Annotated in this window: 16 protein-coding genes and 2 pseudogenes; 12 read left to right on the plus strand and 6 right to left on the minus strand. The window is 71.4% G+C overall.

All coding sequences use genetic code 11. The features are described 5' to 3' along the window. The first annotated feature begins 24 nt into the window (after positions 1 to 24). From ABH920_RS38785 to ABH920_RS38835, 11 genes and pseudogenes are all read left to right on the plus strand, one after another. Positions 25 to 3,891: a protein kinase gene (locus ABH920_RS38785; RefSeq protein WP_370354288.1), complete on the plus strand. Its 3,867-nt coding sequence runs from the start codon at positions 25 to 27 to the stop codon at positions 3,889 to 3,891. A 120-nt stretch (positions 3,892 to 4,011) separates the two neighbouring features. Then, the gene (locus ABH920_RS38790; RefSeq protein ID WP_194922195.1) at positions 4,012 to 4,440 is read left to right on the plus strand and encodes an NADH-quinone oxidoreductase subunit A; all 429 of its coding nucleotides are present in this window, start codon (positions 4,012 to 4,014) and stop codon (positions 4,438 to 4,440) included. Further along, positions 4,431 to 4,979, plus strand: a pseudogene (locus ABH920_RS38795) (NADH-quinone oxidoreductase subunit B); the annotation flags it as partial. The gene ABH920_RS38790 and the pseudogene ABH920_RS38795, both read left to right, overlap by 10 nt. Before the next feature lie 313 nt (positions 4,980 to 5,292). Next, on the plus strand, positions 5,293 to 5,919 hold the full coding sequence (locus tag ABH920_RS38800; RefSeq protein WP_370354289.1) for an NADH-quinone oxidoreductase subunit C: 627 nt from the start codon (positions 5,293 to 5,295) through the stop codon (positions 5,917 to 5,919). Continuing rightward, positions 5,916 to 6,884 (plus strand): NADH-quinone oxidoreductase subunit H, encoded by a 969-nt coding sequence (locus tag ABH920_RS38805; protein ID WP_370354290.1) that lies wholly within the window; start codon positions 5,916 to 5,918, stop codon positions 6,882 to 6,884. The genes ABH920_RS38800 and ABH920_RS38805 overlap by 4 nt, the downstream gene beginning before the upstream one ends. Positions 6,885 to 6,889: 5 nt before the next feature. Further along, positions 6,890 to 7,472: pseudogene (locus ABH920_RS38810) on the plus strand (NADH-quinone oxidoreductase subunit I); the annotation flags it as partial. Positions 7,473 to 8,598: 1,126 nt separating this feature from the next. Beyond that, positions 8,599 to 9,159 carry an NADH-quinone oxidoreductase subunit J gene (locus ABH920_RS38815; protein ID WP_370354291.1) on the plus strand — a complete coding sequence of 187 codons (561 nt, stop codon included), beginning with the start codon at positions 8,599 to 8,601 and terminating at the stop codon, positions 9,157 to 9,159. 1 nt (position 9,160) lies between these two features. Then, positions 9,161 to 9,586, plus strand: coding sequence for an NADH-quinone oxidoreductase subunit NuoK (gene nuoK, locus ABH920_RS38820; protein WP_370354292.1), 426 nt, complete (start codon positions 9,161 to 9,163; stop codon positions 9,584 to 9,586). Then, complete coding sequence (locus tag ABH920_RS38825; RefSeq protein WP_370354293.1) at positions 9,583 to 11,781, plus strand: NADH-quinone oxidoreductase subunit L; 2,199 nt, start codon at positions 9,583 to 9,585, stop codon at positions 11,779 to 11,781. Before nuoK ends, ABH920_RS38825 begins: the two co-directional genes overlap by 4 nt. Before the next feature lie 8 nt (positions 11,782 to 11,789). Next, entirely contained in the window at positions 11,790 to 13,304 is a 1,515-nt protein-coding gene (locus ABH920_RS38830) for a NuoM family protein (RefSeq protein ID WP_370354294.1), read from the plus strand. 1 nt (position 13,305) lies between these two features. Beyond that, positions 13,306 to 14,832 (plus strand): NADH-quinone oxidoreductase subunit N, encoded by a 1,527-nt coding sequence (locus ABH920_RS38835; RefSeq protein ID WP_370354295.1) that lies wholly within the window; start codon positions 13,306 to 13,308, stop codon positions 14,830 to 14,832. 27 nt (positions 14,833 to 14,859) lie between these two features. On the opposite strand, the gene htpX is transcribed toward ABH920_RS38835, so the two are convergent. The 6 genes from htpX to ABH920_RS38865 form a co-directional block, all read right to left on the minus strand. Beyond that, the gene (gene htpX, locus ABH920_RS38840; protein ID WP_370354296.1) at positions 14,860 to 15,741 is read right to left on the minus strand and encodes a zinc metalloprotease HtpX; all 882 of its coding nucleotides are present in this window, start codon (positions 15,739 to 15,741) and stop codon (positions 14,860 to 14,862) included. 119 nt (positions 15,742 to 15,860) lie between these two features. Continuing rightward, positions 15,861 to 16,598, minus strand: coding sequence for an ABC transporter permease subunit (locus tag ABH920_RS38845; RefSeq protein ID WP_370354297.1), 738 nt, complete (start codon positions 16,596 to 16,598; stop codon positions 15,861 to 15,863). A 52-nt stretch (positions 16,599 to 16,650) separates the two neighbouring features. Then, positions 16,651 to 17,844 (minus strand): outer membrane lipoprotein carrier protein LolA, encoded by a 1,194-nt coding sequence (locus ABH920_RS38850; protein ID WP_370354298.1) that lies wholly within the window; start codon positions 17,842 to 17,844, stop codon positions 16,651 to 16,653. Between the two features lie 132 nt (positions 17,845 to 17,976). Then, positions 17,977 to 18,468, minus strand: a complete 492-nt coding sequence (locus ABH920_RS38855) for a YajQ family cyclic di-GMP-binding protein (RefSeq protein ID WP_370354299.1) — start codon at positions 18,466 to 18,468, stop codon at positions 17,977 to 17,979. Positions 18,469 to 18,542: 74 nt separating this feature from the next. Beyond that, positions 18,543 to 19,976, minus strand: a complete 1,434-nt coding sequence (locus ABH920_RS38860; RefSeq protein WP_370354300.1) for a S8 family serine peptidase — start codon at positions 19,974 to 19,976, stop codon at positions 18,543 to 18,545. 270 nt (positions 19,977 to 20,246) lie between these two features. After that, positions 20,247 to 22,391 (minus strand): protease pro-enzyme activation domain-containing protein, encoded by a 2,145-nt coding sequence (locus ABH920_RS38865; protein WP_370354301.1) that lies wholly within the window; start codon positions 22,389 to 22,391, stop codon positions 20,247 to 20,249. A gap of 183 nt (positions 22,392 to 22,574) precedes the next feature. Between ABH920_RS38865 and ABH920_RS38870 the strand changes: the two genes are divergently transcribed. Next, positions 22,575 to 24,461, plus strand: coding sequence for a glycoside hydrolase family 5 protein (locus ABH920_RS38870; RefSeq protein ID WP_370354336.1), 1,887 nt, complete (start codon positions 22,575 to 22,577; stop codon positions 24,459 to 24,461). Positions 24,462 to 24,559: the final 98 nt, after the last annotated feature.

Here is a 24,559-nt window from a genome sequence, read left to right on the forward strand (position 1 = left end):
CGACGACAATGGGGGAGCAGTCCAGTGGAGGCCAACCGACCCGCTCCGGGGCCCGGCGGCTACGGCGGCCTCGGTGCCGGAAGCATCGTCTCGAAGAACATCCAGCCGCTGCTGGAGGCCGACCCGCGGCAGATCGGGCCGTACGCGGTGCGCGGGCGGCTGGGCCAGGGCGCGATGGGCAGCGTCTACCTCGGCTTCGCGCCGACCGGGCAGGCCTTCGCGCTGAAGGTGCTGCGCCAGGACTTCGCCGCCGACCGGGACTTCCGCAAGCGCTTCGCGCGCGAGATCGCGGCGGCGCGGGCCGTGCACTCGCCGTTCGTGAACGCGGTGACGGACGCGGACCCGAACGCGGCGACGCCGTGGCTGGCGTCGTACTTCATACCCGGGCCCCCGCTGAGCGCCGCGGTGCAGCTCGCGGGGCCCTTCTCGCCGCGCTCGGTGGCGCATCTCGGGGTCGGCATCGGGCTGGCGCTGCAGGCGATCCACACGGCGGGGATCGTGCACCGGGACTTGAAGCCGGCGAACGTGCTGGTGGCGTCGGACGGGCCGCGGGTCATCGACTTCGGGATCGCGCGCGCGACCGACGCGAGCATGCTCACCGCCACCGGCATGCGGCTGGGGACTCCCAGCTTCATGGCTCCCGAGCAGGTCGCGGGGGCCGACGTGGACGCTCCGGCGGACGTCTGGGCGGTCGGCGGGATGCTGATCTACGCCGCGACCGGCCGGACGCCGTTCGGCCTCGGCGACGCGATGGCGATTCTGTACCGGGTCGAGCATCACGAGCCGGATCTTGAGGGGCTTGAGCCAGCCCTGGCGTACATCGCGGCGCGGTGCCTGACGAAGGACGCTGCTGCGCGGCCGACTCCGACGCAGCTGGTCGAGATGTGCCGGGCCGCGCTCGACGGGGGTGTCGAGGGGCGCCCGGCGCTGCGGGGATCGGACGTCACGGGGTGGCTGCCGTCCGCGGTGTCGCGCGATCTGGCGGCGCGGGCGGTGGAGTTGGCGAATGTGGGGCAGGTGCTCCCGGGGCCCGGGCCCGGGTTCGCTCCGGTAGCTTCGCCGACGGCGGGGGCCGGGGACACCGGGTTGGGGACCGGTGCCGGTGGCAGGACCGGCGGCGGCCTCGGCGGATTCTTACGACGGAAGGGCGGAGGCCAGGCGACGAGCGCCGGCTCCGCGACGGGGGCGGCTTACAGCGGGCAGCCCATTGGTCAATACAGTCAGGGGACTGCGATGAGTGGCGGGCAGGGTCAGTACGGGCAGCCGGATGGGCAGACCGGCGGCGGGCAGTACGGACCTCCGCCGGGGCAGGACGAGCAGGATCCGAACGGGACCGGTGGCGAGTACGGTGCCGGCGCGGGGCAGACGGGGCCGGGCCAGTTCGGCGGGCAACAGCAGGGGGCACCCGGCCAGTTCAGCGAGCAGCAGCAGGCGCCTGGCCAGTACGGCGCGCAGCAACCCGCGCCTGCTGGCCAGCAGTATGGTGCCCCGGCCCCGCAGGGCTACGGCCCGGCCGACGGCGGCGGCGGTGCACAGCAGGCCGCGCCCGGCCAGAACGGCGGGCCGCAGCAGGGAGCGCCGGGCCAGTACGGCGCGCAGCCGCCGGCCGCGCCGGGCCAGTTCGGCGGGCAGCAGCCGGCGCCTGGTGGCCAGCAGTATGGTGCCCCGGCCCCGCAGGGCTACGGCCCGGCCGGCGGCGGTGCGCAGCAGCCCGCGCCCCCGGCCTGGGGCCCGTCCGGTCCCTCGGGCAGCGACATGCCGACCATCATCACGCCGCCGCCGACCCCCGCCCCCGAGCCGCAGGAACCGGCGTGGCGTGCCGCGACGTCGTCGCACACACCGGCGCCGACCCCCGAGCCGGACTCGGCGGGTCTCGCCGGGCTGCCGGCCGGTTTCACGCCGATCGGTGAGGAGGCCAAGCGGCTCGCCGAGGCGGCCGAGGCGGCGGAGTCGCCGGACGGGAGCGCGGGCTTCGGCGAGCCGCAGTCTGCTGGACCTTCCCCCGAATCCGCCGCCTCCGATGCCGCCTCCGACGTCGACGCCGCCTTCGGCCCGCCGAAGCCCGCCAACCCGGTCGTCCCGCACATCGCCGAGCCGACGTTCGCGACGAACTTCAACATCCCCGCCGTCACCCCGCAGCCCGAGGCGGGCTCCGCGCCGGCGCCGGCTCCCGCGCCCAAGCCGTCGGTCGGCATCCCGCAGATCGCCGAACCCACGTTCGCCACGAACTTCAACATCCCGGTTGTCACCGCGGCGTCCGGCGAGTCCGAGGGCACACCCGCGCCGGCGTCGAGCGGTGTCACCGTGCCGCAGATCGCCGAGCCGACGTTCGCGACCAACTTCAACATCCCCGTGGTCACCGCCACCGACCCGAACGCCGACGGCGACGACGCACCCGCCCCGCGCACCGGACCGCCGCAGGTCAGCGTCCCGTCCATCGCCGAGCCCGGCTGGGCGACCGGCTTCGGCATGCCCGCGGTCACCCCCGAGTCCCAGGCCCCGGCACCGGACGCCGACGAGGACGCGGCCCCCAAGCCGGTCACGCACGCTCCGCCGATCCCGCCGCACCTCCAGCAGCCGATGACGCCGCCGCCCGGCTTCGGCGGCCCGGCCACGGCGGCGAACCGCCAGCAGCCGGCGCAGCAGCCCTTCGGGGCATCGCAGCCTTCGGCGCAGAGCTCACCGTTCGCGCCGACCCAGATCCAGAGCCCGCAGGGGCAGCAGGGCTTTGGCTCCCCGCAGGCGCCGGGCCACGCTCAAGGCGCGCAGGCGCAGCAGCCGTTCGGCTCAGCGCCGCAGCAAGGGCAGCAGGCCTTTGGCTCCGCGCCGCAGCAGGGCCAGGCTCAGGGCGTGCAGGGGCAGCAGCCGTTCGGCTCCGCGCCGCAGCAGGGCCACGCTCAGGGCGCGCAGGGGCCGCAGCCGTTCGGCGCTGTGCCGCCGCAGCAGGGTCAGCAGGCCCACCAGCCCTTCGGCGCCGCCCCGCAGTCACCCTTCGCCCCGCCGCAAGGCCAGGCCCAGCAGCCCTACGCAGCACAACAGCAGGCCCCTTACGCCCAGCAGCAGCCTCCGCAGGGCTACCAGCAGCAGCCGCAAGGCTTCCAGCAGCAGGGTTTCCAGCAGCCGGGCCAGCCCCAGGGCTTCCAACAGCCGCACCCCCAGCCCAACTCCCAGTTCGGCTACCAGCAGCAGCCCCCGGCCCAGCCCCAGCAGCACAACCCCCAAGCCGGCGGCATGACCATCGTCCCGCTCCCGCCCTCGATGGAGTCGCCCTACGGCGTCCCCGAACGCCCCCACGGCCCCACCCCCACCCTCCTCGACACCAGCGCCCAGAAGGGCTGGTCCTCCTGGTCCAGCACGAAGCGCATCGTCGTCCTCGCGGTGGCGGGCATCGTCGTCATCGGCGGCGTCGTGGGCGCGATCCTCGCGCTCTCCGGCGGTAGTTCCTCCAAGTCCAGCGCCCCGCCCGCCGCGGCTGTCGGCGACGCCGCCGCCACGACCGCGGCGGCGGCCGGGCCGATCGGCGCGCAGCAGGGGGCGCCGGGCGCGCGCGACGTCGTTCTGCGCGGGCTCTACGGGGCCGCCGCCGCGCACGACTTCGCGACCGTCTGCGCCTCCCAGACCGTCGGGGCGCAGCAGGGTGCCGCCAAGAGCGCCGGCTGGAACGGGCAGGGCGACCCGATGCCGCAGTGTGAGAAGTACTTCCAGGACCACTGGTCGAACATCAGCGCCGACTACCTGCGCGGCCGCCAGGTGACGGACGTCAAGCCCGGCTCGGCCCCGTCCACCATGACCGTCACCGTGAACGACCCCCCGCCCTCCGGCGGCACCACCCGCAGCTTCACCGTGGTCTGGCAGGACCCGCACTGGCTGCTCGAGGCGGCCGCCGCCTGATCCCCGCCGCCGGACGGACGCCGGTCCACCGGTCGGTCCACCGGTCCACCGGTCGGTCCACCGGTCCACTGGACGGCGCCGTGCTCAACGCAGCCCGGCCGGACCACTAACCTGTCAGTCATGACAGGGCATGGACCGGCCGTCGCAGCGGTCGGAAACGCGGCGGGCACAGGGAGTAATGGTACGTACTTCAGTGCCTACTCCGTGGTCGGGATCCTCCTGCTCCTGGGAGTGGCCTTCGTGGCGACGGCGTTCGGGGCCAACCGCTTGTTAAGTCCTCACGCGCCGACCCCCGAGAAGCTTCTCACCTACGAATGCGGCGTCGACCCGGTCGGCGAGGGGTGGGCCCATACGCAGGTCCGCTATTACGTATATGCGTTCCTATACGCCATCTTCGCTGTAGACGCCGTATATCTGTTCCCCTGGGCGACCATCTTCGCGGCGCCCGGCTTCAAGGGGACGACGCTCGTGGAGATGTTCGTCTTCCTCGGCTTCCTGGCGGTCGGCTTGCTGTACGCCTACAAGAAGGGTGTGCTCGCATGGCTGTAGACCTCCCCATCCCGCGCGTAGGCGCCCCTGCGCAGAGCTCTGCAGAGGGAACCGGAGCGGCTCTGGGGCTCCTCAACAGTGCCGCCCCGGCGCCGATGCGCGTCGTCCTGAACTGGGGACGCCGCTACTCCCTCTGGGTCTTCAACTTCGGCCTGGCCTGCTGCGCGATCGAGTTCATCGCCACCTCCATGGCCCGCCACGACTTCATCCGTCTGGGCGTCATCCCCTTCGCGCCGGGACCGCGGCAGGCGGACCTGATGGTCGTCTCCGGCACGGTCTCGGACAAGATGGCCCCGGCCGTGAAGCGCTTGTACGACCAGATGCCCGAACCCAAGTACGTGATCTCCTTCGGCTCCTGCGCCAACTGCGGGGGCCCGTACTGGGACTCGTACTGCGTCACCAAGGGCGTCGATCAGGTCATCCCGGTGGACGTCTACGTACCGGGCTGTCCGCCGCGTCCTGAAGCGTTGCTTCAAGGAATCATTAAGCTGCAGGAAAAGATTGCAGCCGAAGATCTCTCGGCGCGCTATAGCGGACGCGACCCGCGGAACGCTCCGCGGCTTCCCTTTATGCGTCGCTCTCCTAAGCATCTCTCCGCAGGGGCCACAGGCGCTACCGGCGCTAAGGGCTCCGCTCAGACGGTCGCGGACACGAAGACCATCGCGGACATCCTCGCGACGGCCCAGGCGCCGGTCTCTCTGCTCCCTCCGCGCGAGGACGCCCCGACGGTCCTCCTCCCGGTCGTGGAGAAGCCGAAGCCGCCGAAGCTCTTCTACCGCCGCTACCCGAAGGAGCTGCGGCGCTCCCGCGACATCGGTCTCAACATCCTCAACCAGAAGCCGGACGCCGACGATGACTGAGACCGAGGCCTGGGACGACGTCCAGGAGACCTTCGGCGAGCGGACCGTCACCGTCGCCTCCGAGAACTGGCTGGCGACCCTGGAGCGGGCCCACGGGTTCGGCTACACGTTCTTCGACTGGCTGACCGCGGTCGACGAGGAGGCCGCCGGGTTCGACGTCTTCGCGCACGTCGCCAAGGTCGAGGGCGACGACCGGGCGACCCGGCTGCTGATCAGGACCCGCATCCCGAAGGACAAGGCCGAGCTGCCCTCGGCCGTGCACGTCTACCGCGGTGCGAACTGGCACGAGCGCGAGACGTTCGAGATGTTCGGCATCACGTTCACCAACCACCCGAACCTGGTCCCGCTGCTCCTGCCCGACGGCTTCGACGGGCATCCGCTGCGCAAGGACTTCGTGCTGGCCGCGCGGGTCGCCAAGGAGTGGCCGGGGGTCAAGGAGCCGGGGGAGGGCGGGCCTTCGCACGCGGCTCCGGCCGGGCGCGCGGCGCGCCGTCGGATGGTTCCGCCGGGCGTTCCGGACGGCTGGCTGAAGCCGTTGCCGGAGGACGAGCCCGCCGCGTCCGCCGGTTCCGCCGCGTCCGCCGAATCCGAGACCCCCGGACAGGAAGGCGGAGCATGACCGTCACCGACGCCGTCGTCCGGCTGGCCATCATCCTCGGCTTCTTCCTGGTCGTGCCGCTGGTCGTCGGCCAGATGGAGCACAAGGCCATGGCGCACATGCAGTCCCGCGTGGGGCCGATGTACGCCGGGGCCTTCCACGGCTGGGCGCAGCTCGTCGCGGACGGCGTGAAGTTCGCCCAGAAGGAGGACGTGGTCCCGGCCGCCGCCGACCGCCGCGTGTTCCAGCTGGCACCGGCCGTCGCGCTGATCCCGTACCTGGTGGTGCTGGTGACGATCCCGATCGGGCCGGGCACGCAGGTCGGGCGGAACCTGGACGCCGGGCTGTTCTTCGTGCTGGCGGTGATGGGCGTCGGCGTGCTGGGCTCGCTGATGGCCGGCTGGTCCAGCGCGAACAAGTACTCGCTGCTCGGCGGCATCCGCAGCGCGGCGCAGCTGATGGCGTACGAGCTGCCGATGATCCTGGCGGCGTCCTCGGTGGCGATGGCGGCCGGGACCCTGTCGCTGACCGGCATCGCCGAGGCCTGGCACTGGTACTGGCTGCCGTGGCAGCTGATGGGCCTGTTCGTGTTCTTCGTCTCGGGCCTGGCCGAGCTCCAGCGGCCGCCCTTCGACATGCCGGTGGCCGACTCCGAGATCATCTTCGGCGCCTACACCGAGTACACCGGCATCCGCTTCGCCCTGTTCCTGCTGGCCGAGTACGCGGGCATCGTCGTGCTGTCCCTGCTGACCGCGGTGCTGTTCCTCGGCGGCTGGAAGGGCCCGTTCTACTTCGGGCTCGGCGAGGCCGGCTTCGGCTGGTTCTGGACCCTGGCGAAGACCCTGGTGCTGGCCTTCCTGGTGATCTGGCTCCGGGTGAGCTACCCGCGCCTGCGCGAGGACCAGCTGCAGAAACTGGCGTGGACGACCCTGATCCCCCTGGCGTTGGCGCAGATCGCGCTGACCGGAATCCTGAAGGTGGTCTGAACCAGATGAGCGCGGACAAGCGCGCCCTGCCCGGCGCCGGCCTGGCCAAGGGCCTGGCCACGACCCTGAAGACGATGACCCACCGCTCCGTCACGGCGCAGTACCCGGACGTGAAACCGGAGCTCCCACCCCGTTCCCGAGGCGTCATCGCCCTGCTGGAGGAGAACTGCACCTCCTGCATGCTCTGCGCCCGCGAATGCCCCGACTGGTGCATCTACATCGACTCCCACAAGGAAGTCGTCCCCGCCACCGAACCGGGCCAGCGCGACCGCACCCGCAACGTCCTCGACCGCTTCGCGATCGACTACAGCCTGTGCATGTACTGCGGCATCTGCATCGAAGCCTGCCCCTTCGACGCCCTCTTCTGGTCCCCTGAGTTCGAGTACGCCGAATTCGACATCGTCGACCTCCTGCACGAGAAGGACCGCCTCCGCGACTGGATGTGGACGGTCCCCCCACCGCCCTCGCACGCCGCCAACGCCGAGCCGCCGAAGGAGATCGCCGCCGCACAGAAGACGGTCGAGAAGCAGGCCGCAGCGGAGGCCAAGGCCGCAGCCGAGCGTGCGACGGCGGAGGCGACGGCGGCCGCGACGGCTCCGGCAGCGCCGACCGCCCCGACAGCGACCGCGCGGACCCAGCCGCTGCCGCGCCCCGAGGCGGCCGCGCCGAAGTCGGACGGCACGGTGCCACTGCCGAAGCCGGAGGTCGACGACACCACCGAGATCCCGAAGGTCACCGGACCCGACGCGCTGACGGACACGACAGAGCTGCCGGTGGTCGAGGCGACGGAGCCTCGGGCGCAGGGTGGGGACGACTCGCAGCTTTCGGCGACGCTGGCTGCCGAGATCGCTGCCGCTGAGGCTGCGGGCAAAGCGACGGGGACGCCGGCTGCTGAGGCCAAGACCCAGCCGATGCCGCAGATCAAGCCTGTCGCCGAAGCGCCGGCGGCCGAGACCCAGCCGTTGCCTCCCATCGAGCCCGGCGCCGAAGCACCGGCTGCCGACGCTAAGACGGAGCCGCTGCCGCAGATCAAGCCTGCCGCTGAAGCGCCCGCGGCCGAGACCCAGCCGTTGCCTCCCATCGAGCCCGGCGCCGAAGCACCGGCTGCCGAGGCCAAGACGGAGCCGATGCCGCTGATCGAGCAGGTCGCCCGGCCTGCCGCTGAAGCAGCGGCTGCCGCGGCGAAGACCGAGCCGCTGCCTCCGATTGAGCCCGCCGCCGAGGCTGAGGCTGAGTCGCCGGCTCCGATCGAGCCTGCTGCCGGAGCCGAGCCTGCCGCTGATGTACCGGCAGCTGAGGCCAAGACCGAGCCGCTGCCTCCGATTGAGCCCGGCGCCGAAGTTGCGCAAGAAGCCGCTTCCGAAGCACCGGTGGCCGAGGCCAAGACCCAGCCGATGCCGCCCGTCGCGCCCGCTGCCGAAGCCGCGCTGGAAGCTCCTGCCGAAGCGTCGGCTCCGAGCGAGCCTGCCGCCGAGCCGCAATCCAAGCCCGCACCTCGCTCCCGCAAGACCGCCGCGTCCAAGACCGCGAAGTCCACCGCCAAATCCACCCCCCGCCGTCCGCGCAAGACGGCGTCCCCTGGCACCTCCGACTCCGCCGAGTCCGCCCCGCCCAAGGCCCAGCGCCCCCGCAAATCCGCCGCACCCTCCGAGCCGCCGGCCCCGGACACGGACGCCAGCCCCGACACCGCCCCCGACACCCCGGAGGCCGCCGGATGACCGCCACGCGCGCCTTGAGCTCCACCACCGGGGTGGAGATCACGTTCGTCCTCGTCGGGTTGCTGACCTTCGGGGCCGCGATCCTCACCGTGACCGTGCGGAACCTCGTGCACGCCGCGCTCTGGCTCGTCGTCGCGCTTGGTGGGCTCGCCGGCTGCTATCTGCTGCTCGCCGCCGAGTTCGTGGCGTGGGTGCAGGTGCTCATCTACGTCGGGGCCGTCGCCGTGCTGTTGCTCTTCGGGTTGATGCTCACGCGGGCGCCGATCGGGCGTACCACCGAGCTGGACTCCGGCAATCGGTGGGCTGCCGCGGTGGTGGGGCTCGCGACCGCCGGGGTGTTGGTCAGCGTCGTCGGCGATGCCGTGCGGACGACGTGGTTCGATCCGCGCCAGGCCGTCGTCAACGGCACCGCCAAGGCCGTCGGTTCCAGCCTGTTCCGCTACTGGGTGCTGCCCTTCGAGCTCCTGTCGGTGCTCCTGCTGGCCGCGCTGGTCGGGGCGATCGTCCTGTCGCGGCGTGACGTGTCCGACGACGCCGAGACGGAGGCCGGAGCCTGACATGCACGCCATCTACCCCCTCACCCTCGCCGCGCTCCTCTTCGCGGTCGGCGTCTACGGCGTCCTCGCACGCCGCAACGCGGTGGCCGTCCTCATGGCGATCGAGCTCCTCCTGAACGCGGTCAACCTCAACCTCGTCACGTTCTCCAGCCTCCTGCGCGATCAGTACGGCATGGGCCAGGTCTTCACGATCTTCCTCATCACCGTCGCCGCCGCCGAGACCGGCCTGGGCCTGGCCATCGTCCTGCTCCTCTACCGCAACCGCGGCACGGCGGCCATCGACGACGCCCGCGAGCTCGGCGAGGACGGCGCCCTCGGTCTCAAGCGGGTCCCGCCGCAGGCCGACGGTGACGGAACCGACGCCAACGCCAACGCTGACAACGCCCCCACCACAGCCGCCCGAACCCCCAAGGCGGTGACCAAATGAGCACCCTGGCTCTCTGGATCCCCCTCCTCCCCCTGCTCTCCGCCGCGGCCCTCGCGGCGGTCTCGCTGTCCGGCCGGGGCCGCCGAACGGTCCCCGCCCTGGCCGTCCTCCCCATCGCCGCCGCGGCCGTCCTCACCTTCGTCGTCCTGTTCGGCCACGGCACCGGCGCCGCCACCGAGTCCCGCGTCCGCTACGCCGCGACCGGCGGCCCCGAGCTCTGGCTCGGCGCCCGCGTCGACGGCCTGGCGGCCCTGATCGCGGTCCTGGTCGGCGTCGTGGCCACCGCGGTTCAGCTCTACTCGGTCAGCTACATGGCCCACGAGGAGCGCTACACCTCCTACTCCGCCCTGATCTCGCTGTTCACGGCGGCGATGCTGGTCGTCGTCTACTCCACCGACCTGCTCGTCCTGCTGGTCGGCTGGGAGATCATGGGCGCCTGCTCCTACTTCCTGATCGGCCACCACTGGGAGCGCCCCGAGGCCCGCGGCGCCAGCATCAAGGCCTTCCTCGTCACCAAGTTCGGCGACGTCCCCTTCCTGCTGGGCATCCTGTTCCTGGCGCACGGCGCGGGCACCTTCCGCGTCCAGCCGATCCTGCAGCACGCGATCCAGCAGGGCGGCCACGGCTACACCGCCGCCGGCGCGATCCTGCTGATCGGCGGCGTCATGGGCAAGAGCGCGCAGATCCCGCTCCAGACCTGGCTCCCCGACGCGATGGCCGGCCCGACGCCCATTAGCGCCCTGATCCACGCGGCCACCATGGTCGCAGCCGGCGTCTACGTCGTGGCCCGCCTCTACCCGGTGTTCCTGGTGACGCCGGCCGCCTTGTGGATCCTCGCGATCGCGGCCACCCTCACCGCCGTGACGGCCGCGCTCTCCGCCTTCGCGCAGCGCGACCTCAAGCGCATCCTCGCCTACTCCACCGTCAGCCAGCTCGCGCTGATGGTCGCGGCGCTCGCGGCCGGCGGCCGGGACGCGGCGGTCTTCCACCTGATGTCGCACGGCGGATTCAAAGCCCTGCTGTTCCTCGGCGCCGGCGTCATCATCCACAAGGCCGGAACCGGCGATGTGGACGAGCTCAACACCCAGAACCTGCGCCGCAAACTGCCGGTCACGTTCATCACCATGACGATCGGCCTCGCGGCGCTCGCCGGCGTCCCGCCCTTCTCAGGGTTCTTCTCCAAGGAGTCGATCGCCGGCGCGGCCTATGACACCGCGACGCACAGCGGCCCGACCAAGTCCCTCCTCGGCGTCACGCCCCCGGCCGGCATCGGCTGGCTGGTCCTCGTCGCCACGCTCCTGACCGGCTTCCTCACCGCCGCCTACGCCCTGCGCACCTGGCTGATGCTCTTCGGCCCGCTGGAACGCGGCTGGTTCCGGTCGGCCGTCGAGATCTCGCAACGCCAGCCGCAGGCCGTGGCACCGGCCGGCGCGAGTGAAGGCGTGGTCAAGGCCGAAGCCGAACCCGAAGCCGCGACCCCGACGGCGGCCGAGACCGCCGCGGGCAGCGAGTGGGCCCTGGAAGCGCTGGTCGCGGAGTCGATCCGGGAAAAGACAGCCGCCGAGGTCGCCGCAGCCAACGAAGCCAGCGAAGTCGCCAACGCCAAGACCAAGACCAAGGCCAGAACCGGCCCCGAAGCACCACGCGCCGAACTCCTCCCGCTGGTCGTCCTCGCCGCGGTCACCACGGTGTTCGGCTTCGCCGGCCTGAACCTCGGCTGGTTCGCCTCGTGGCTCGGCGACGCCGACGGCAACGCCTACCGCGCCAAGGCGGCCGAAGCGGGCAAGCTCATCCAGCCCGCCGACGCCTACCACCTCGGCCCGGGCCTCCTGTCGATCCTCCTGGCGCTGCTCGCCCTGGTCCTCGGCCTCGGCGTGGTCTTCGTCGCCGCGCGCGCCAAGCCCGGCACGGATCCGAACCACATTCTCGGCTTCCTGCGCAAACCGGCCTTCCTCGGCTTCCGCGCCGACGACCTCCAGGACGCGGTCGTGGTCCGCCCGACGCAGGCCGCCGCGGACGCCGTCGGCTTCCTCGACACCGAAGTCGTGGACGCCTACGTCCGTGGCAGCGGGCACGCGGCCCGCCTGCTCGGCGAGGGGCTGCGCCGACTCCAGACCGGCAACGTCCAGCTCTACCTGACCGGGGTGCTGACCGGAGTCGTCGTCATCGCCGCCGCCCTCGGATTCGGAAGGTAGGGAACGGGATGAACGCCCTTCTGCTGGCGATGCTGCTGGTCCCGGTGGCCGGTATCGCAGTGCTCTACCTTCTGCCGCGGGACGCCGCCGAGCGCTCCGCGTCCCGCGTCGGGTTCTACGCCGGCGGCGCCGTGCTGGTGCTCGCCGCCGCGCTGGCCTGCGTCTTCGACTACACGAAGACCGGATACCAGGCGAGCGTGGACTGGAACTGGATCCCGGCCCTGCACATCCGGTTCCACCTCGGCGTCGACGGCATCTCGCTGCCGCTGATCCTGCTCACCGCACTGCTGTCGGCGCTGTGCTTCTTCTACTCGATCCGGCACATGCCGGACGGTGGAAGTCAGCGCTCTTACACAGCCCTGCTGCTGCTCCTCGAGATCGGGATGCTCGGGACCTTCATGGCCGCCGACCTGATCCTGTTCTTCGTCTTCTTCGAGATCGTGCTGATGCCGATGTGGGCGCTGATCGCCTATTGGGGCGCCGACGGTGCGAAGGCGGCGGCGAACAAGTTCATCCTGTACACGCTGCTCGGCTCGGCGGTGATGGTCGTCGGGTTCCTGGTGGTGTTCGCCTACGCCGACAGCTTCGACATGGCGTGGCTGACGGCGCACGCGCGGGGCGACGTGCCGAAGGGCGCGGCGCTGACGGCTTTCGCCCTGATCGCGCTCGGGTTCGCGGTGAAGACGCCGATGTTCCCGCTGCACACCTGGCTGCCCGACGCGCACACCGCCGCGCCGACCACCGGGTCGGTGCTGCTGGCCGGCGTGCTGCTGAAGATGGGGACGTACGGGTTCGTCCGCATCGCGGTGCCGATCCTGCCGCAGGCCGCGCCGACGTACGCGCCGGCGCTGGCGGCGTTCGGCGTCGTGGGCGTCATCTACGGCTCGCTGGCCTGCCTGTCGATCGCGCGCAAGCCCGACGGGGATCTGAAGCGGCTGATCGCGTACTCCTCGATCGGCCACATGGGCTTCGTGCTGCTCGGCATCGGTTCGCTGACCACGGTCGGGATGAACGCGGCGCTGTTCGCCTCGGTGGCGCACGGCCTGATCACCGGCCTGCTGTTCTTCCTGGTCGGCGGGCTCAAGGTGCGGGTGCACTCGGCGAAGCTCGACGACATCGGGCGGGCGCTGTACCGGCGGGCTCCGAAGTACGGCGTGCTGGTCGCCTTCGCGGCCATGGCGTCGCTGGGGCTGCCCGGGCTCGCCGGCTTCTGGGGCGAGGTGCTGGCGTTGTTCTCGGCGACCAGGCCGGGGACCGGGCTGACGCAGGGCTCGTACATCGCGATGGCCTCGATCGCAGCGGTCGGGCTGGTGCTGACGGCGACGTATCTGCTGGCTGTGGTGCGGCGGGTGTGCATGGGGCCGGCCGCGACGCCGAGCGAGGCGCCGGTGACCGAGCTGACCGCGGTGGAGACCGCGACGTGGACGCCGCTGGTTCTGTTGACGCTGCTGGCCGGGCTGTGGCCGGCGTTGCTGTTGGGCATCACCAATCCCGCTGTCCGTGTCCTGATGAAGGGAGTCTGACGTGACGATCTCCTCCCTGGTCCAGAACGTTTCGTACGCGCAGATCGCCGCGCCGCTGATCGTCGCGGCGGGGGCGGTGGCGGTGCTGGTGGCGGAGGTGTTCCTGCCGCCGAAGCGGAAGCAGCTGGTGTCGTGGCTGTCGCTGGTGGTGCTCGCCGGGGCCGCGGCTCCGGACATCGCCTTGTGGCCGGGGCGGACGACCGGGACGTTCTGCATGCCGCAGAGCGCGGCCGGGCTGTATTCGCTGGGCGTCGGCGAGCCGCACGGGATGCCGAGTACGTGTTCGTACGTCGCCGACCGGTTCGCGCTGATCTTCCAGTTCATCGCCCTGGCCGGGGCGTTCATCGTGGTGCTGATGTCGGTCTCGTCGATGCGGCGGGACCGGATCCCGACCGGCGAGTACCACTTCCTGCTGCTGTCCTCAGTGGCCGGGGTGCTGGTGCTGGCGGCGTCGCGGGACCTGATCACGCTGACCATCGCGCTGGAGACGGTGTCGCTGCCGGCGTTCGCGCTGGTCGGGTTGAAGCGGTGGAGCGGGCGGTCGTCCGAGGCGGCCCTGAAGTTCTTCCTGGTGTCGGTGGCCTCGACGGCGGTGATGCTGTTCGGGATCAGCCTGGTGTACGGGGCGACGGGGAACGTGCACTTCGGGCCGGTCGCGCTGCACCTGCACGCGCTGGCCGGGGCGTCCGGCGGAACCAGCGGGCCGATCCGGCACCTGGCGTACCTCGGGGTCGGGATGACGCTGGTCGGCTTCGGCTTCAAGGTGTCGGCGGTGCCGTTCCACTTCTGGACGCCGGACACCTACGCCGGCGCACCGGTACCGGTCGCGGCGTACCTGTCGGTGGTGTCGAAGGCGGCGGGCTTCGCCGGGCTGATCCTGTTGACGGGGACGGCATTCAGCCCCCTGCTGGACAAGACCGGCCCGCTGCTGGCGGTCCTGGCCGCGCTGACGATGTCGCTCGGCAACCTGGTCGCGCTGCGCCAACGGGACGCGGTGCGCCTGCTGGCCTGGTCGACGATCGGGCAGGCGGGGTACATCCTGGTGCCGCTCGCGGCACACGATTCGGTCTCGTACACCAAGCACATCAACGCCTCGGTGGCGTACATCATCATGTACGCGGCGATGAACCTCGGCGCCTTCGCGGTGGTGCACTCGGTGCAAGGGACGAGCCTGGACGGCTACCGCGGACTGGCGAAGACGCGGCCGCTGGCGTCGGCGGCGCTGGCCTTCTTCCTGCTGTGCCTGGCCGGACTGCCGCCGGGACTGATGGGGCTGTTCGCGAAGGTGGCGGTGTTCGGCGCGGCGGCGGGCTCACACCTGGTGTGGCTCGCGGTGGTGATGGCGGTGAACGTGGTGATCGCGCTGTACTACTACCTGAGCTGGACCGCGCGGCTGTTCGCGGCGCCGGACGCGGCCACCGCGGCCGTCGGCCGGTCGCCGGTCACGCTGCGGTTCGCGATCGGGCTGACGGTGCTGGCGGCGGTGCTGTTCTCGGTGTGGCCGCAGTCGGCGTTGGGGGCGTTTTAGGCGCGCCGCCGCCAACCCCCAGCGCCCCTACCGCAAACTCTCCCCGGCGATCTGCTCCAACCGCCGCACCCGGTCCGGAATCGGCGGGTGCGTCGAGAACAGCCGCGACATCCCCGCGCCCTGGAACGGGTTCGCGATCATCATCGAACTGGTGGTCATCAGCTCCGGCTCCGGCGCCAGCGGCCGGGCCTGCGTGCCGCGCTCCAGCTTCACCAGTGCCGAGGCCAGGGCCAGTGGGTCGTTCGTGAGGCGGGCGCCGGAGGCGTCGGCCTGGTACTCGCGGGAGCGGCCGATGGCCAGCTGGATCATCGAGGCCGCCAGCGGGCCCAGGAACATGATGGCGAGCATGCCGACCAGGCCGGGGCCGTCGTCGTCCTCGGAGCGGCCGACCGGGATCAGCCAGGCCAGGTTCACCAGCCACATGATGGCGCTGGCCAGGGCGCCGGCGATGGAGGCGATGAGGATGTCGCGGTTGTAGACATGCGACAGTTCGTGGCCCAGGACGCCGCGGAGCTCGCGCTCGTTGAGCAGGTCCAGGATGCCGGTCGTGCAGCACACGGCGGCGTGCTGGGGGTTGCGGCCGGTGGCGAAGGCGTTGGGGGCGTCGGTGTGGGAGATGTACAAGCGCGGCATGGGCTGGCGGGACTGCGTCGACAGTTCGCGGACGATGCGGTACATCGCCGGCTGCTCGACCTCGCTGACCGGCTGGGCGCGCATGGAGCGCAGCGCCATCTTGTCGCTGTTCCAGTACGCGTAGGCGTTGGTGCCGACCGCGATGAGCAGCGCGAACGTGACACCGGTCCGACCCCAGAAGCTGCCGACGCCGACGATGACCGCCGAAAGCAGACCCATCAGTGCCGCGGTTTTCACGGCGTTGTGGCGCCCATGGAGATGCGTGGTCGATGTCATCGACGTCCTTGCCCGTTTTCCCTCGTCCTTGCCCTTCCCCCTCAGTCCAACGTAGGTGAAGATCTCCGGGGTTCCCGGGGCGCTGGGCCGGGCGGGTGAGGCGGGCGGGGCGGGAGCGGCTAAACCGCCAGATCCCGGGAGGTGAAACGGGCCCAGGCCAGGGAGACGGCGACCACCGCGTAGCCGGCCTGGAGCCACAGGCTGTGCGAGATCGTGCCCCAGTAGACAGGTGTGCGAAGCAGGTCGGCGAAGGCCAGCCAGTCGAAGGAGAACAGCCAGGGCTGCAGCGGGCTCAGCTGCGGGATCGAGCCGGCTATCTCCGCGACGACGATCAGCCCGATCGTCCCGGCCAGCGCCGTGGCGGGGGAGTCGGTAAGCGTCGAGATGGTCAGCCCGAGGACCGCGACGCCGGCCATGCAGCAGGTCACGACCCCCGCGATGAGCACCGCACGCCCGAACGCCGCGCCCAGCGGGATCGTCGCCCCGCTGAGCATCGTCACGGCCCGCATCGGGAACAGCGCCGCGCCGGTCGCCAGCGCCGACAGCGTCACCGTGCACGTCGCCGCCACCGCGTAGACGACCGCTGCGACGAGCTTGGCCGCCAGCAGCCGCGTCCGGCCCACCGGCCACGCCAGCACGGTCCGCAGCGTCCCATCGGCGGCGTCCCCGGCCACCTGGTCCGCGGCGACCACGCCGACCGCCACCGGCAGGAACAGCGGCACCATCAGCGCCAGCGACGCGAAGAGCAGGAACAGGCCGTTGCCGGCGACCTGGTTCAGCATCCCGGTGCCGCTCCCGGCCCCGAGCCCGGACACCCGGATCGACACCCCGAGCAGTACCGGAACCACCGCGAGCACCGCGAGGATCAGCAGATTGCGACGCCGGCGGAAGGTCAGGGCCAGCTCGATGCTAGGAATGGCTCCCCACCTCCGGATTCGATGACGATGATGACGGCGACGGCGACGGCGACGGAGATAACGACAACGGCTCCGCGGCGACCGTTGCCTCCAAGGACTCCGGCGTCGCGAAGGCGATGAAAAGCCGCTGGTCCGGCGTGAACACCAGACTGACCAACCGGCTGCTCCAGACCAGTCCGACCGGAGTCTTCTCCCCGGCGGCCATCATCATCCGCAGGTAGCTCTGCAACGGCGTTCCCGGAGTCCCGGCCAACGCGGCCAACACCGCGGCGGCCCCCTCCGGCGCGGGCTGCTGGACGGTACGGCCGCCGCCTCCGAGCCCTGAGATCAGCTTCGCCAGGTCGAAGCCGCCGATCGCCACCGCGGCGGTCCAGCCCTTCCCGGCGCCCCGCACCGGATTCGCCGTCGTGTCCAGGGCCGGTGTGGTCTCCTCGACCACCTTCGCCCCGGGCGGCGGCGTGAAACGCAGCTCCGAGGGGTCGGCGGCGAAGCTCACCGTCTCGAACTCGGCCCGGATCGCAGGGCTCGACGATCCCGTCGGGTAGATCGCGACGCTCAGCGGCACCCCGGTCGCCGCGTCCACGGCGACCTGCACCGAACCGACCGTGGTCCCGTCCGAATGCGGTGTGACGAGCAGGACGTAGCAGTCCCGCCCCGCGACCCGCGTCGTCTGCCGCGCCGAGTACGCGGTGTCGAACAACAGCGTCTGGACCGCCGTGGGCCCCGTGAACGTCTTCGCCAGCTCCGAAGGCGAGGCGAACGAGAGCAGCGCCGCGGTCAGCGCGTTGACCGTGCTGTGCCGCGCCGTCTGGTGCGACGAGTCCCACGCCCACAGATCGCTGCCGTCGCGGTACAGGTCGTACTCCGACAGCGTGTCCTGCACCCCGATCCGCTCGCGCGGTTCGGGCCCGGAGTCGTCGGTCGCGACCCGCACGAAGTGCACCCCCGACAGCAGCCGCATCGGATCCGCGCCGCCGTCGCCCCCGAGCTTGGGCAGCTTCGGCAGCCCCACGTCGACCGTCAGCCGCACGGTCCCGGACACCGTCGGCGTCTGCGGCTTCCCCATTTTCTTCAACAGCGACAAGGTGGATATGCCGGGCAGACGCGGCGAATCCGACGCGCCGAGGCCGTGCGAGACGGCGGCGACGGCCACCACGGCGGCCGCCGCCACGAGCGGGACGAGCATGCGCCGGTGCATCCGGTGCGCCTCCCCCGGGACTAGGTCCGCGACGCCGACCGTGCGGACCGTGCCGACTGTGCCGACCGCGCCGACGACGCGGACCGCGCCGACCGCGTCGGCGCCGTCCGGCTCACCGGCTCACCGGTAGTTGGTGAACTGGATCGCGAAGTCGTAGTCCTGCTCCTTGAGCAGCGACTGCGTGGCCTGCAGGTCGTCGCGCGACTTCGAGGACACGCGCAGCTCCTCGCCGATGATCTGCGCCTTGACGCTCTTCGGCGCCTCGTCGCGGATCAGCTTGGAGATCTTCTTCGCGTTCTCCGAGGAGATCCCCTCCTTGATCGCGACGCTGATCCGGTACTCCTTGCCCGAGACCCGCGGGTCCGAGGCGTCCAGCACCTTCAGCGAGATCTTGCGCTTGATCAGCTTGTCCTTGAACACGTCGAGCACCGCGGCGACCCGCTCCTCGGAGTTCGCCTTCATCTCGATGCCCTCGCCGGACCACCGGATCTCGGCGTCCACCCCGCGGAAGTCGAAGCGCTGGGCGATCTCCTTCGACGCCTGGTTCAGCGCGTTGTCGATCTCCTGCCTCTCGACCTTGCTCACCACGTCGAACGACGAATCCGAAGCCACAGTCCGGTCCTCTTTTCTACTCAGCTCTCCTCGGCGGAGCGTGTCCGCCGCGCTGAACGATCCTAGACGCGTCACTACTTCCACGAACGCAAGTAGGACCGAGAAGGCGAACCGAGACCGGTCACGTCGTCGTAGCCGGCACCGGTGGTGAGCAACCCGTCGTCGCCGAGCTGGTACAGCCGCGCCTGGTGCCCTCCCTTGCCGTCCAGGCCCAGGTCGACCACCGTGGCCGGCGGCGTGCCGGGACGCGGGGAGTCCGCGCCGAGCGAGGTCGGGGTCACGTCGTGGAACGCGCCGGTGGCCGCCAGGCCGTACAGGGCCGGGTTGAGGAAGCCGAATGGATGACCCGCGGCCTGTTCGGCGTCGGCCATCACGCCGGCGAACAGCGGGGTGGCCAGCGACGTGCCGCCTATCGTCGACTCGGCGTACCCGACGGTGCCGTTCGGCAGCTTCTGCGTGACCCCGGTCAGGAAACCGGTCATGGGGTCGGCGTCCATCGCCACGTCCGGCACCGTGCGCATCGGCTGCGCCGCCGCCTTGCCGTTCAGCAGCGTGGTGGCCAGCGCCTGCGGAACGACCCCGGCCTGGTAACTCGGCTGCGGCACGTCCTCGCTCGTCCCGCCGCCGCCCCCGAACCGCCACTGCCCGGTCCCCGCCGACGGCGCCCACGCGGTCCCGCCCGGCGCCAGCGACGACCGCCGGTCGCCCCAGCCGACCTCTCCGACGTACTGGTCCCAGGGCCCGACCGCCAGGCTGGTCCCGCCGACCGCGGTCACCCACGGATCCTGCGCCGGGTACTCCGTCTGCGGCCGGGCCGAACCGCTCGCGCACTGCGCCGACGGATCCTCGGCGCCGCAGTCCCCGGTCGAGAACAGGAAGCTGATGCCCTGCTGCCCGCCGCGTTGGAACAACGCCGAATACCCGGCCATCGTCGCGGGATCCTCGTCGCCGTAGGCGCTGTGCGGGATGCCGCCCCAGGAGTCGGAGACGATCGTCGCGAGGTGGTTGTCGACGACGGTCTGCAAGGCCGCCATCAGATCGGTGTCGTCGCAGGAGGCGGCCGCGACGTAGACGATGTTCGCCTGCGGGGCCATGGCATGCACGGCTTCCACGTCCAGCGCCTCCTCCACGGCCCAGTCCGCCGGCACCTCGCACTCGCCGTCCGTGAGGTGGTGGTACGCCGGGGGAGCGACCTCCCGGTACTGGCTCGGGCTCAGCAGCCGCTCGTCGTGGTTCATCGCGTAGTGGTTCGCGTCGGCGAGCATCGTGGGGGAGGCGTACGCGTCGACGATCGCGACGGTGACGCCCTTGCCGCGCTCGTGGGACTGGGTGACGCCGTAGGCGAAGCGCAGCTGCTCGGGGGTGTAGCCGCAGACGGCCAGCGGATTGCGGCCGCCGAAGGCGTTCGGGACGGTTCGGGCGGTGAGTTCGCCGTAGTAGTCGGAGCACTTCTCGGGACCGATGTAGTTGGGGTCGTCATCGGTCAGCGATATGTGGTTCGTGCGCATCGCCAAATGGCGGGCTATGTGGTGCGCAGGCGCAGGCGCAGGCGCCGGAGCCGGTGTTGATGTCGGTGCCGGCGCCGAGGCCGTCTCCGAGACAGCGCCCTGTGACACTGCTGTGAACGCGACGGCCGCCAGAGCGGCGGCCCACGTGGAACGACGGACTAAGCGTCCGAACATGAACCCTCCCGAATCGGTACGTATGTCGGGTTCGTACCGTCTCGGGAGGGCGGGGAAGCGCGGTCGCCCCGAAAGGGTGACCGCGCGTCCTGACTTCTAGTGTTTGAACGAGTTCAGATACTCCTCACGGGGGGATCCGAGGCCCGTCGCGAGGTCGTAGCCGGGTCCGGCGGGCAGACCCTGGTCGTGTCCGAGCTCGAACAGCCGCACCTGGTGCCGGCCCTGGGCGTCGACGCCGAGGTCGAGGACGGTGGAGATGTCCGCGGGCGCTCCGGCCGGCTGCGCGACCACGTCGGTGAACGTGGCGGAGGTCGCGCGCTGGTACAGGTCCGGGTTCGCGAAGCCGATCGGCTTGCCGCCCGCCGCCACCCGCGCCTGCTGCGCGTCGGCCTGCGTCGCCGCGAACATCGGCGCGGCGGCCGAGGTGCCGCCGACCGCGATCTCGCCGTACTGGCCGGTGGTGGCGTCCGTGACGCCGACCTGCACCGCGGTCAGCAGGTCGCCGTCCATGGCGGCGTCCGGCAGAGTGCGCATCGGTGTCGCGGTCTTCGCCCCGGTGCCCAGGGTGCGTGCGAGGGCGTCGGGGACCACACCCTTCTGATAGGCGGGCTGCTGGAAGTCCTCGCTGGTGCCGCCGCCCCCGCCGAAGTAGAAGTCGCCGGGGAACGGGAGCCAGCTCCGGCCGTCGTCGGACAATGCCGAGCGCCGGTCGCCCATCGAGGCCTGCCACAGCGGACCGCTGTCGGAGCCGAGCGCCAGCGCGGTCCCGCCGACCCCGGTCACCCACGGCGAGGACACCGGCCACTCGGTCTGGGCCCGCGCCGACTCCGGGTCGCAGCCCGGTCCGGTCCGCGCCGAGTCGTCGCCGCAGTCGCCGGTCGCGAAGTACAGGCCGATGCCCTCGGTCGCCGCGTACTGGAACACCTGCGTGGCCTGCGAGATCAGGGCCGGGTCGATGTTGCCGGACAAGCGGTGCATGGTCTCCCCGAAGGACGAGGAGAGGATGTCCGCGGCGCGGGTGTCGACGATGTTCGCCAGCGTGGCGTTGATGTCCTGGTCCGCGCAGGAGTTCGCGCCGAAGTAGTGGACGGTCGCGCCCGGGGCCATGCCGTGGACGGTCTCGACGTCCAGCGCCTCCTCGCCGGCCCAGTCGGCGGGGGTCTGGCAGATCCCGTCGGTGGTGTGCGTCCACTGGCTCGCGGTGACGGTCTCCTGGTACTGGCTGCCCGCGAACGGGGCGTCGCCGTGGTTCTGCGCGAAGCGGTTCGCGTCGGTGAGCATCGTCGGGGAGCCGTAGGCGTCGATGACCGCGACGGTGACGCCGGAGCCGGTCAGGCCGGAGGCGCTGACGCCGTAGGCGGTGCGGAGCTGGCTGGGGACATAGCCGCAGACGTCGATCGGCTCGGGGGTGTTGTAGCCGGGCGGCAGGCCCGGGTCCGCGCTGAGGGCGCCCCAGCTGGGGGAGCAGGACGGGAGCGCCGCCGTTCGGGCGCGGGGCGTTGCTCCGGCGGAGTGAACGACGTCGGGGTGTTCGGGCAGGTCGGCGGGCAGCGGGGCGCCGCCGTCGGAGTGCGGCGCGGTGGGGTTGCCGACGCCGGCGTAGGGCGGGGTGGCGGCGTCGGGCTGGCCGAAGCCCGCAGCGGTCTGGCCGCCCTGGCTGAAGCCCGCCGGCGTCTCGCGGCCTGCCTGGCTGCTTCTGTCGCCGCGCGCCTTTCCTGCGTCTGCGCCCGCTGCGACCCCGAGCGTGCCTGCGCCGACCGGGTGAGCGCTCATTCCCCGGCGGGCCGTGATCGCCGCCGTCGCACCCTCGCGCATCCCGCGCACCTGCGTCTGCCCGAGCCGCGCCACGTTCGCCACGGCGCGCGCGACCTCCGGCGGCGCGGTCAGCCGCAGGGTCCGGGGCCCGCCGCCGAACGCCGCCCGCGCGGCTCCGGCGCTCCCGGTCGCGTCGACCCAGTGCGGGTCCTGATCCGTGACCTGCATCCCGTTCGCCTTGAGCCACTTCTTGACCGCTTTGACCTGTGTCGCGGTCGCCCCGAACCGGGCCTGGGCCTGCGCGGGCGTCAGGTAGTGCCCGTACTCCGTACTGCCCGGCGTGGACACCGCCCGCGCGTACGCCTCCAGGCCCGCCGGATCCTGCCCGGCCAGCCCGATCCGCACGCTCACCGGCGCGCCATGCTCCTGCGCGCCAGCCGTGGCATCGGCGTCGGCCGCCCCGGCGGCCAGCAGCACGACCGCCATCGCACATCCCAGGTATCGAAACATGAATCGGTGTTATCCATCACAAACAGATTCATGTCTGGTGATTCAAGGTGTGGCAATATTCTCATCAAGTTTTCCACCTGCGGGCATTCGAACATTGACGCTGTTGGTCATGCCCCTTACGTTCCAGCCGTGTCCGTCAAACGAGTGCGCACCGTGTTCATGTCGCTCGCACTGCTGACCTCCGCGCTGCTGCCGGGACCGGCGCACGCCGCCAAGCCCGTCGCCGCTACTGGCACGGCTTCGCTCGCCGCCTCCTGGACCGGCCCGCTGAGCACCAGCGGCCGCTACGTCGTCGACGCGACCGGCAACCGCTTCAAGCTCATCGGCGGCAACTGGGACGGCGCGCAGGGCCACTGGACCGGCAGCGGCTCCCCGACCGATCCGGCGCAGAACCACGCCGGCGAGGTCTCGTACGACGTCCCGCTGGCCCTGGACCGCGCGCCGATCGCGCAGATCCTCGCGGACTTCCACAGCCTGGGGATCAACACCATCCGGCTGCCGTTCGCCGACGCGATGATCCACGACACCTCGACCGTCCCGGACGCCGCCGTCGCCGCCAACCCGCAGCTGCGCGGGCGGACGCCGCTCCAGGTCTACGACGCCGTCGTCAGCGCCCTGACGAACGACGGCTTCGCGGTGATCCTCAACAACCACACCACGAGCTACCGCTGGTGCTGCGGCCTGGACGGGAACGAGCGCTGGAACAGCGGGCAGACCACGCAGCAGTGGGAGTCAGACTGGCTGTTCATGGTGAACCGCTACAAGGACGACAAGCGCGTGGTCGGCGCCGACCTGCGCAACGAGGTCCGCCGCGACACCTGGGACGACCCGAACTGGGGCCGGTACGACGACCACGACGAGTACGCCGCCTTCGAGGAGGCCGGCAACCAGATCCTGGCCGCCGACCCGGACATGCTGATCATCATGGAGGGCATCAACTGGTACGGCATCCCGGCCGCCGGCTTCTCGCACGGCCGCCCGATGCTCACCCCGGTCCAGAACCTCTCCAACACCCTGATCACCTCGAACAAGCTGGTCTACGCGGCGCACTTCTACAGCTACACCGGCCCCAACAACTCCGGCGCGGCGGCGGGCAGCGCGGGTGCCACCAGCGATCCCCGCTACGAGGACTTCACGCCGGACCAGCTCGCCTCCGTGGTGAACCAGGAGGCACTGTTCGTCACCCAGTCCGGCCAGCACTTCACGGCCCCGGTCTGGGTGAGCGAGTTCGGCGCGGCCGGCCGCGGCTCGACCGACACCAAGGAACAGGCCTGGTTCGACAACTTCACCAACATCCTGGCCGCCAATGACACCGACTTCGCCATCTGGCCGCTCATCGGCTACACCGCCGCCGACGGATCGCTCCAGGACAACTGGGCCCTGCTGTCGTACGACGCCTCCGGCAACCGTGTCAGCGTCACCGATCCCGGCGACTGGCGCCTGGCCGACTGGCAGAAGCTGACCGCGGCCCCCGCCTTCAGCGGCCCGGTCCCAGCCTCGCCGCACTGGAACATGCTCGACCTCGACCACGCCGACTACGACGTCTCCACGACGATGCTGGCGCAGTCGGACTGGTCCTCCGGCAACCGCAAGGGCGACTGCCCCGACACCGAGCGGCTGATGGCCCTGGGCCGGGGAAGCAGCCGCGGACTGTGCACGGACTCCTCCGAACCGGCGAAGGGCGCCGGTGCTTGGACCGTGGTCACCGACGAGAGGTACGTGACCGAAGGCGACTGGGCCTCCGGCTACAGCAAGCTCCAGTGCCCCGACAACACCTTCGCCGTCGGCTACAGCGTCCACAACAACGGGATGGCCGCCCTGCTGTGCGCGCCGTCGGCCGCCGCGCTACCGACCACCGGCCACGACGTCTGGTTCAACCAGGGCGACAACCGCCCCGCCGGCGGCGGGTCCACGGCTTCGGACTGGGCCCCCGGCTCCTACAAGGGCCAGTGCGCCGACAACGAGTACGTGGCCGGCGTCGCCTACACCTGGCAATGGGCCGAAGGTGGCGTTCCGGATGCGCTTCTGTGCCGGCCGCTGGTCTGATCGGAACTGTGACCCTATGCCGGTATTCACCACTTCTGGGACGTGAACACAATCACGAAAATTTCTGTGACTCACGTCCTCGGCTAGGGTCTCCCCCT

This window comes from Catenulispora sp. EB89 (assembly GCF_041261445.1).
Taxonomy (GTDB): Bacteria; Actinomycetota; Actinomycetes; order Streptomycetales; family Catenulisporaceae; genus Catenulispora.